The sequence below is a fragment of the Clostridium aquiflavi genome (assembly GCF_031344075.1).
In the GTDB taxonomy this organism is placed as follows: domain Bacteria; phylum Bacillota; class Clostridia; order Clostridiales; family Clostridiaceae; genus Clostridium; species Clostridium aquiflavi.
The window spans coordinates 1-8,883 of the sequence record NZ_JAVJAN010000067.1; the positions used below are offsets into that span (position 1 = coordinate 1).

Genomic DNA, 8,883 nt, shown 5'->3' on the forward strand with positions numbered 1-8,883 from the left:
TATACTCATTTTAGCATTCCTAAGTTCAATTACTCAGTCCACTTTGCTTATGCATATATCAACACTCTGCTAAAACATAGCCTCATATTTATATATCAATTGAAAATTTATAAACTTCACTTTTAGGTATACCTCTATCTTTAGCAACACATTTAATTGCTTCTTTTTTGCTTATACCTTCATTTATATATTTTATTATATGATCTTGAATTGATAAATCAATCCATTCACTTTCTCTTTCTTGTTTTATTTCTTCAAGTTTTTTTCCTTCAAGTACAAGTACAAACTCTCCTCTAGGTTTATTTTCTGTAAAATAATTAATAGATTCTTCAACAGAGCCTCTAAATATTTGTTCATATAATTTTGTTAATTCTCTACAAACTGCAATTTGTCTATTTCCAAACGAGTCATATAAAAAAGATAACGTATCAATTAATCTATGAGGAGCTTCATAAAATATTAAAGTTTCTTGACTTTGAAGTAATTCTTCTTTTATTATATTTCTTTCTTTATTTTCTCTAGGTAAAAAACCTCTAAAAATAAATTTAGTTGTATCTAATCCAGAATATACCAGAGCTGTTGTTATAGCTGTTGCACCAGGTAATACACTAAATTTTATTCCCTGTTCTATACATCTTCTTACTATAACGCTCCCCGGATCTGATATTCCTGGTGTTCCCGCATCAGATACTAAAGCTATACTTTGACCATTTAATAGTTTGTCGATAATTTCATTACTCTTATCCTTCTCATTAAATTTATGATAGCTCATTAATGTTTTCTTTATATCAAAGTGATTTAATAACTTTAAAGTCTGTCTAGTGTCTTCAGCTGCTATGATATCCACTTCTTTTAGTATTTCTAAAGCTCTTAATGTTATATCTTTTAAATTTCCTATTGGAGTTGGTACTAAATATAAATTTCCTACTTCCATTTTATATCCTCCCATATATTTTATCTATTTGCTTTGTATAAGATCCATCCTCATTGTGAACATATAAAGGAATATCCCATTTCAAATATGCTCCACCATCTCTTTGCCCTTCTACCAATACTATATTTGCTGCCTTACCAGGTTTAGGATATACCATTTTAACTCTTTTAGGCTCTATTTTATATTTTCTCATTAACGTAAATATATCTGCTAATCTCTCTGGTCTATGTACTATAAACATTCTGCCATTATCTTTTAGTAATACTTTAGATGCATAAATCACATCTTCTAGATTACATAAAACTTCATGCCTTGCAATAGCAAGTTTATCACTAGGATTTATAATTCCTGCATTATTTAACTTGTATGGTGGGTTTACAGTAACTACATCAAACTTATCCATTTTCTTTAAATACTCTATATTTTTTAAATCTTCCCTTATAAATATAACCTTATCTTCTAATGCATTTAATTTTACACTTTTCTCTGCCATATCAACCATCTCTTGTTGTATCTCTAATCCATAAATTTCTTTAGGACTATACTTTCCATATAACAAAAATGGTACTATCCCTGTACCTGTACATAAATCAATAACTCTATGTTTATTCTTAACATTTGCAAAATCAGATAATATTACGGCATCTACTCCAAATTTAAATCCATTAACCTTTTGTATTAATCGTAATCCCTTTAATTGTAAATCATCTATGACTTCATCTGTATCTAAATTAATTAAATTATTTTCAAGCATAGTTATCTTCCTTTATCCATATATTCTAAATAATTATAACTTATACATTTATTCTAAACAACTTAATATGATTTTAGTATTTTATTTTCTAGTTGTGTTTTAGCAAAGTGTCTATATATAATTAAGTCTTATAAATATAAGTTCATATATTGTAGTTAACTTTAAATAGAACTAAATTTTATATACAACAAAATAAGGCTAGACAATTACATATCTAGCCTTATTTTAAATATTATATATTATAAAATTCTTCTAGCCGCATAGAATTTATATACTGATGATACTTTTACAACGTCTCCTGTTTGTGGTGCATGAATCATGCTACCTCCACCAACGTATATACCAACATGACCTGCATGAGTAAATACTAAATCACCTGGTTGTAATTGATCTTGTGATACAGGTACTCCTACCCCTATTTGTGAATAAGTAGTTCTTGTTATATCAACACCTGCCGCTTTTCTATACACATATTGAGTAAATCCTGAACAGTCAAAGTTGCTTGGACCTGTTGCTCCATATACATAAGCTTTTCCTAAATGATTATAAGCTTCATTTAATATAGCTTGAGCATTACCTGCTGATGGAACAGTAACATTTGTAGAACCTGAATTTCCTCTGCTTGGAGTATTACTTGAAGCTGCCGCTGATGCCGCTGCTGCTCTTTTAGCTTCTTCTTCTTGTTCTTTTTGTGATACTGTACTCTTTGCACTTTCAATCTTTGCATTTACTTCTTCTATAACTATTGGGCTCTTAAGTTGGCTATCTCTTAAATTTCTTAATTGAGAGATTGCAGATTTTAAATCACTAAGAGAACTGCTTGAACTATCTATCACATCTATTTGTGATTTAACAACATCTCTTTCCATTTGTGATAAATATTCTTCATCAAATTTCTTCTTTTCTTCTTTTGTCTTTCCAACTAATACTTCTTGATCTTTCTTTTTAACGTCTAATTCTGATAAGCTCACTTGAACTTCTGCATTAAGCTTGTCTATTTCTTTCTTTTTATCTTCTAAAGAAGTTATCTTTTCATTTAATGAATCTCTTTTTTCAGCTATTTCTTTTATAGCTTTCTTATCTCTACCTAAAATTCTACCTAATGATTCTGCTCTTGTAAAAAAGTCACTAGTAGATTCTGATTCAAATAAGAAGTTTAAATAACTGAACTCCATATTTCCTGACATATATATAGCTTTAAGTCTTTCACCTAATGCTAAATCTAAATTAGTAATTTCCTCTTTACATTGTTCTATGTCTTTAGTTGTGTTATCAATTTGTGTATTAATATTCTTAACTTCTTTTTTATTGTTAGTAACAGTTTGCTCTAAAGGCTCTATTTGAGCATCTAAATCATAAATTTTATCTTGAATTTCACTTATATTACGTTCTATTTCAGCATATTTTTGTCTTGTTTCACTTAATTCTTGATTTCCAGGCGTAGCAAAAGCTGGCGCTGAAGACCCTGCAATAATCATAGTAGCTAACATTGCAGCTAAAATCTTTTTTCTCATCCAATGCCGGTTCTTTTCGAACCTTCCCTCCTTCATATTAACAAAATGCGTTTACATATCTAAAATTATATCACTTTACATAAATATGGACAACTTTTCTACAGCATTAATTATAAGCATTATCCTATATTTTTTTTAAAATAGTCCATAATCCCCTACTTTTCTAAACGATGCTACATAAAACCCATTGATAATAGGGTGTTTTAATATATTAAGTCATATCTTTAGAAATATAAATTAAAAAACATGAATACAGTTTCTGTAAAAGTTTACATTATATTATTATGGTAACATAAAAATGAATAAAATTGAATTCTTGACATAAGTTTTTTTTGAGAATATAATTATTTTTATCTGTACTATTTAATACAACATAAAAAACTTAAGGCATTCCCTTAAGTTTTTTTTATAACTTTTTATAAATAAAAATGGGGGGACCTTAATGTTAAATAATATAAAAGCTGCAATATTTGATTTAGATGGAACATTAGTGGATTCAATGATGATTTGGCAACAAATAGATATAGATTATCTAAAAGAAAAAGGACTTGAATTACCTAAAGATTTAAAAAATGATATAATTCATCTAAGCTTTAAACAAACAGCAGCGTATTTTAAAAACAGATTCAATCTAGAAGATTCTATTGAGACAATACTAAACCATTGGCATGATATGGCCTTTGAATACTATTCAAAAAAGGTAAAACTAAAAGATGGTGTAATAGAATTTTTAGATAAACTAAAATCTAAAAATATAAAGATTGGACTAGCTACAAGCAATTCTAATGAATTATTAGAAGTTTGTTTAAAAACAAATAATATATATCATTATTTTGATTCAATAACTACTACTGGTGAAACTGAAAAAGGTAAGGATTCTCCAGACGTATATTTACTCGCTGCTAAAAGATTAGATACTACCCCTGATAAATGCGTAGTATTCGAAGATATACTTCCTGCTATAAAATCAGCAAAAGTAGCTGGAATGAAAGTTATTGCAGTAAAAGATGAATTCAGCATAGATTCTAAAGAAGATATTATAACTGCTTCTGATAAATACATAACTTCATTTTTTGAATTAATATAAAGTAAACGTGGATACACTCACTTCTTATTTAGTTCAAAGTAAATAGATAAGCATTAAGCGTTACAAAAATTATATATATATATAAAAGTGGTTTTATAATAAAACCACTTTTTCTATTACTTATAAATAGTAATATCATTATTTTCTTTCAACACCATATTTATCTGATAATTGTTTTATCATTTCTAAATATTTGTTTTGTTGTCTTTCATTTATAAGTTGTTTTAACACTGCATCCTTAACTTGATCAAATGGTACAGTTGTGCTTTCAGTTTTGTTTTCTACTAATATTAAATGATAACCGAATTGTGTTTTAACTGGTTCACTAACTTTTCCAACTTCTGATTCAAAAGCAACTTTTTCAAATTCTGGAACCATAGCTCCTTTTCCAAAGTTCCCTAAACTTCCACCTTGTTCTTTAGATGGACAAGTTGAATATTTCTTAGCAGCCTCTTCAAATGCTAATCCATTTGCTATTTCTTCTTTTATAGAATTAGCTTCTTCTTCAGTCTTAACTAAAATATGTTTTGCTGAAACTGTTGGTGGATTTATAAACATACTTGCATTATCATCATAATACTTTTTAACATCTTCATCAGTAACTGTAACATCAGCTAATACTTTGTTAATTGCTAATTGAGTTAATGCCTCTTTTGCTAATCCTTCAACTAAATTTTTATATTCTTCAGTCTCATCTATTTTTAACTCTTTACCAAAGTTACGCATTAATTCAAAAGCAACTACTTGTTCTAATAATGCTTCTCTTCCTTGTTCTCCTTGGAACATAGCTCTTCTTTCTTGTGGATATCTATTTAGTACTGCATCTAAATCTTTATCTTTGATTTCGTTTCCGGCAACAATTGCCACTACCTTATTTTCCATGTTAATTCTCCTTTTAACTAATTTTTTATATACCTCTATATTTTAACAATATATATCTCTACTAACAATAAAAAAAGAAAATTTATTATTTTTTTATAAAAATGATATACTAATTATGGGTGATTTTATGAATAACATATTAAAAAATGATTGGAATAATTACATAGGTAATGAATTTGAAAAAGATTATTACCTTAAATTAAGGAAAAATTTATCACAAGAGTATAAAACAAAAACAATATACCCTGATATGTATAATATTTTTAATGCTCTTCATTATACAGCTTTTGATGATGTTAAAGTAGTTATATTAGGGCAAGACCCTTATCATGGACCAAACCAAGCTCACGGATTAAGTTTTTCAGTAAATCCAGGAGTTAGGACTCCTCCATCACTTTTAAATATATATAAAGAATTAAAAGATGATATTGGATGTTATATACCTAATAATGGTTATCTAAAAAAATGGGCTGACCAAGGTGTTCTATTATTAAATACAGTACTTACTGTAAGAGCTGGCGAAGCTAATTCACATAAAAATATAGGCTGGCAAATATTTACTGATAATATAATAAAGGTATTAAATACTAGAGAAAAACCTATTGTATTTATACTTTGGGGAAATAATGCAATAAGAAAAGAAGAACTTATAACAAATCCCAAACATCATATAATAAAATCAGTGCATCCTAGTCCTCTTTCTGCATCTAGAGGTTTTTTGGGTAGTAAACCATTTTCAAAAACTAATGAATTTTTGAAAAATGACAATGAAACTCCTATAGATTGGCAAATAGAAAATCTTTAGATTTTATTAAAAGTGGATACTTACAGTTCATAGTATAATCAAAAGTTTACAGACTTTTAAAAGATCAATTAAGAAATTTAAAGATTTTTACTATTTACTATATTAATATCCACTTTTAAAATTAGAATTTATATAATATTGACTCTTACCAATTTTTAAATTAATGCTATGTTTTAGTAGAGTGTTAATATATGCATAAACAAAGCTGGACGGAGTAATTGAACTTAGGAATACTAAAATTAGTATAGTCCCATTTTAGCTTGCTCCAAATATAAAATTGAGACAAGCAGTAAATGTGACAATACTCATTAAGTATTCTCAAATTCCAATTACAATGCCACTTTGTCTATTGCATATATCAACACAGATTTAAAACATACCCTAAATTTAAAAGAGTCTTAATAAATTTACACATGTTTGAATTATGTTTTGATACGCTTAATAATGCATTTCTTTTATGGTTTATTATATATGATTTTCTTTATACTCTTCTATTTTAGAATAGATTAATGAGCCTATTATTCCTAATACTCCTCCTGCTGCAAAGAAAAATACTGCATTATCAAAAATTGTACCAATAATAGTTCCAATTCCAACTCCCATTGCAATTCCTTTGGCTAAATTTTCATATTCCTTATCAGTTAACATAATCTTTTCTAACATTAAACTCATCTCCAATCTAAAATATTTTTATTTTATAATATTCTATAATACTAATTATACATCAGTACTCTTAAAAGTTTATTAATTCAAAATTAAGGATTTCTTATTATTATTTTATATCACTATAAATTTTTATTTGTTACATATCTGTGTCCTAATTCTTACAAAATGGTTTCATTTTATATTATTTATTATCAAACTATGTTTTGGTAGAGTATTTATATATCTCCAAAGAAATCTGCATAAAATAATTGCAATTTCACCTTATTTATTACATATATCAATACATATTTAACAGATAATATATTACAAATATATTATTATGTACATTAAAATTATATGATATTATATAATTATTATTAATTTAGTTAAGGAGAGAAATTTTATGGAATATAAGTTTGTATATGATGATAAAGAATATGTATTAAATGAAGAAAATTGTGACGGTATATTTTTAGATTCTGATAATGAAGTTGAAGAAATTGAAGGCTTATCATTAGATATAATTTTAAATGCTTTATGCGAAGGAAAAGTTATTAATTTTTCAAAAGAATTTTATGGCGATAAATGTTACTGTGATTCTCAAGAAAAGATAAATAAATCTTATGCTTATTTAGAATATCATTTTTATGTTTATACAAAAGAAAATAAATACATAATAAATACACTATGTAAAGAATACGAAAATACATCTTATAATAAGCTTTTTAGAGTTGGAAAAATAGATGATAGTTATATTGTTAGCATAGTTGTTTGCCCTTGTTGTGGTAATTACACCGTTGAAATTGAACAATGTACAGTTTAATATTTTTATGAGTATAGATCAGTTTTAAAACATCTATACTCTTTTTTTATTTAAAAATATCCAAACTATAAATTTAACTATTGACTTTAACGTAGCGTAAAACATTATACTAAAGTCAAGCTAGCAAAATAAAACTATGAGGTGATACAAACTTATGCTTTCTATTGGAGAATTCTCTAAGATATGTAAAGTTACAACAAGAACATTGAGGCATTATGATGATATTGATTTAATAAAACCAGCTGAAATAAATAGCGAAAATAGCTATAGGTTTTATAGCATAGGTCAAATTCGCACAATGCTTCTTATCTCAAGACTTAAAAATTACAGCTTTTCTTTAGATGAAATTAAAACTATTTTAAACACTCATGATAATAAATTATTAATTGAAAAAATTAAAGATAAAAAAAATCACATTGAAATTACAATAAAAAGATATAAATATATAGAACATGAAATGGAAAATGATCTTTTAAATTTAAAGAATGGAGTTGATATTATGTCATTTATAGAAGATATAAACGTAAGTTTAATTGAAACTCAAGATATAAATATATTGAGTAATAGACAGATAATGGGCGTTAATGAATATGGAAAATATATCGGAAATTTATTTGAAGAAGTAAGTAAGAAAAATCTTACTGTATTAGGTTGCCCAATGTCTATTTATCATGATAATGAATTTAATCACAATCATAATGACACAGAAGTTGCACTTCCTATTAAAGAAAAAATCAATAATACAAGAGTGCTGAAAGGAAATTTATGTGCAATGGTAACATTTGAGGGACCTTATTCTAATCTTTCATGTGCCTATGGAAAAATAACAGAATGGATAAATTTAAATAATTATAGAATTATAGATTTACCTTATGAAAAATATATTAAGGGTCCCATGGATGGAAAAATAATTACTGAAATTTATTTTCCAGTTGAGATAATTTAAATTCTTAATAAAAAAAACACTAACATTTGTTAGTGTTTTTTTGGTGGCTCGAACTGGAATCGAACCAGTGACACGAGGATTTTCAGTCCTCTGCTCTACCGACTGAGCTATCGAGCCATGCTTACCTGGCAACGTCTTACTCTCCCACACAGTCTCCCGTGCAGTACCATCAGCGCTGTAGACCTTAACTTTCCTGTTCGGAATGGAGAGGAGTGTTACCTCTACGCCGTCATCACCAGATCACAAGTAGTATTATATCTAGATATCACTATTATGTCAACAACTTTTGTAAACTTTTTTGATTTTTTTGTTTTTTATTTATATTAAGACTTACTGTATACTTCTTTAACACCTGATATCACTAGCATTAATAGGATTTTAAATATAATATATAAAAGTATTTATTTTTTAGGCTATGTTTTAAGTGAATGTTGATATTTTAGTATAAGGGCGAACTGGCGTTGGAATTTGCTTTTTAGAACTCTTAAGTGAG

The 8,883-nt window shown here is 27.0% G+C and carries 9 protein-coding genes, 1 tRNA gene and 1 rRNA gene; 4 read left to right on the forward strand and 7 right to left on the reverse strand.

The features are described from left to right. Positions 1-88 precede the first annotated feature (88 nt). The 3 genes from rsmI to RGC78_RS15425 all read right to left on the reverse strand — a co-directional run bounded on the left by rsmI (position 89) and on the right by RGC78_RS15425 (position 3,202). Positions 89-934, reverse strand: coding sequence for a 16S rRNA (cytidine(1402)-2'-O)-methyltransferase (rsmI, locus tag RGC78_RS15415; protein ID WP_252211606.1), 846 nt, complete (start codon positions 932-934; stop codon positions 89-91). 1 nt (position 935) lies between these two features. Further along, positions 936-1,688: a tRNA1(Val) (adenine(37)-N6)-methyltransferase gene (locus RGC78_RS15420; protein ID WP_252223959.1), complete on the reverse strand. Its 753-nt coding sequence runs from the start codon at positions 1,686-1,688 to the stop codon at positions 936-938. A gap of 239 nt (positions 1,689-1,927) precedes the next feature. Further along, positions 1,928-3,202: a C40 family peptidase gene (locus tag RGC78_RS15425; protein ID WP_252211604.1), complete on the reverse strand. Its 1,275-nt coding sequence runs from the start codon at positions 3,200-3,202 to the stop codon at positions 1,928-1,930. Positions 3,203-3,644: 442 nt separating this feature from the next. Between RGC78_RS15425 and RGC78_RS15430 the strand changes: the two genes are divergently transcribed. After that, positions 3,645-4,289, forward strand: a complete 645-nt coding sequence (locus RGC78_RS15430) for an HAD family hydrolase (RefSeq protein ID WP_252211603.1) — start codon at positions 3,645-3,647, stop codon at positions 4,287-4,289. A gap of 138 nt (positions 4,290-4,427) precedes the next feature. On the opposite strand, the gene RGC78_RS15435 is transcribed toward RGC78_RS15430, so the two are convergent. After that, entirely contained in the window at positions 4,428-5,171 is a 744-nt protein-coding gene (locus tag RGC78_RS15435) for a peptidylprolyl isomerase (protein ID WP_252211602.1), read from the reverse strand. A gap of 127 nt (positions 5,172-5,298) precedes the next feature. Here RGC78_RS15435 and RGC78_RS15440 point away from each other — a divergent pair, with 127 nt between their 5' ends. Beyond that, on the forward strand, positions 5,299-5,976 hold the full coding sequence (locus tag RGC78_RS15440; RefSeq protein ID WP_309556917.1) for a uracil-DNA glycosylase: 678 nt from the start codon (positions 5,299-5,301) through the stop codon (positions 5,974-5,976). A gap of 465 nt (positions 5,977-6,441) precedes the next feature. Here RGC78_RS15440 and RGC78_RS15445 read toward each other — a convergent pair whose 3' ends face one another. Next, entirely contained in the window at positions 6,442-6,639 is a 198-nt protein-coding gene (locus RGC78_RS15445) for a hypothetical protein (protein ID WP_309556918.1), read from the reverse strand. Positions 6,640-7,024: 385 nt separating this feature from the next. Here RGC78_RS15445 and RGC78_RS15450 point away from each other — a divergent pair, with 385 nt between their 5' ends. After that, complete coding sequence (locus RGC78_RS15450) at positions 7,025-7,444, forward strand: DUF3785 family protein (RefSeq protein WP_309556919.1); 420 nt, start codon at positions 7,025-7,027, stop codon at positions 7,442-7,444. Between the two features lie 154 nt (positions 7,445-7,598). Continuing rightward, positions 7,599-8,390 (forward strand): MerR family transcriptional regulator, encoded by a 792-nt coding sequence (locus RGC78_RS15455; RefSeq protein WP_309556920.1) that lies wholly within the window; start codon positions 7,599-7,601, stop codon positions 8,388-8,390. A gap of 41 nt (positions 8,391-8,431) precedes the next feature. Here the strand turns inward: RGC78_RS15455 and RGC78_RS15460 are convergent. Then, a tRNA-Phe gene (locus tag RGC78_RS15460) sits at positions 8,432-8,507 on the reverse strand. 6 nt (positions 8,508-8,513) lie between these two features. Next, positions 8,514-8,630: ribosomal RNA gene (rrf, locus tag RGC78_RS15465) — 5S ribosomal RNA — on the reverse strand. Between the last annotated feature and the right edge of the window lie 253 nt (positions 8,631-8,883).

What these genes read in the sequence shown, in the direction of transcription:
- RGC78_RS15435 (WP_252211602.1), bottom strand. Translation starts at nt 5,171, where the DNA reads ATGGAAAATAAGGTAGTGGCAATTGTTGCCGGAAACGAAATCAAAGAT.
- RGC78_RS15430 (WP_252211603.1), top strand. Translation starts at nt 3,645, where the DNA reads ATGTTAAATAATATAAAAGCTGCAATATTTGATTTAGATGGAACATTA.
- rsmI (WP_252211606.1), bottom strand. Translation starts at nt 934, where the DNA reads ATGGAAGTAGGAAATTTATATTTAGTACCAACTCCAATAGGAAATTTA.
- RGC78_RS15455 (WP_309556920.1), top strand. Translation starts at nt 7,599, where the DNA reads ATGCTTTCTATTGGAGAATTCTCTAAGATATGTAAAGTTACAACAAGA.
- RGC78_RS15445 (WP_309556918.1), bottom strand. Translation starts at nt 6,639, where the DNA reads ATGTTAGAAAAGATTATGTTAACTGATAAGGAATATGAAAATTTAGCC.
- RGC78_RS15420 (WP_252223959.1), bottom strand. Translation starts at nt 1,688, where the DNA reads ATGCTTGAAAATAATTTAATTAATTTAGATACAGATGAAGTCATAGAT.
- RGC78_RS15440 (WP_309556917.1), top strand. Translation starts at nt 5,299, where the DNA reads ATGAATAACATATTAAAAAATGATTGGAATAATTACATAGGTAATGAA.
- RGC78_RS15425 (WP_252211604.1), bottom strand. Translation starts at nt 3,202, where the DNA reads ATGAGAAAAAAGATTTTAGCTGCAATGTTAGCTACTATGATTATTGCA.
- RGC78_RS15450 (WP_309556919.1), top strand. Translation starts at nt 7,025, where the DNA reads ATGGAATATAAGTTTGTATATGATGATAAAGAATATGTATTAAATGAA.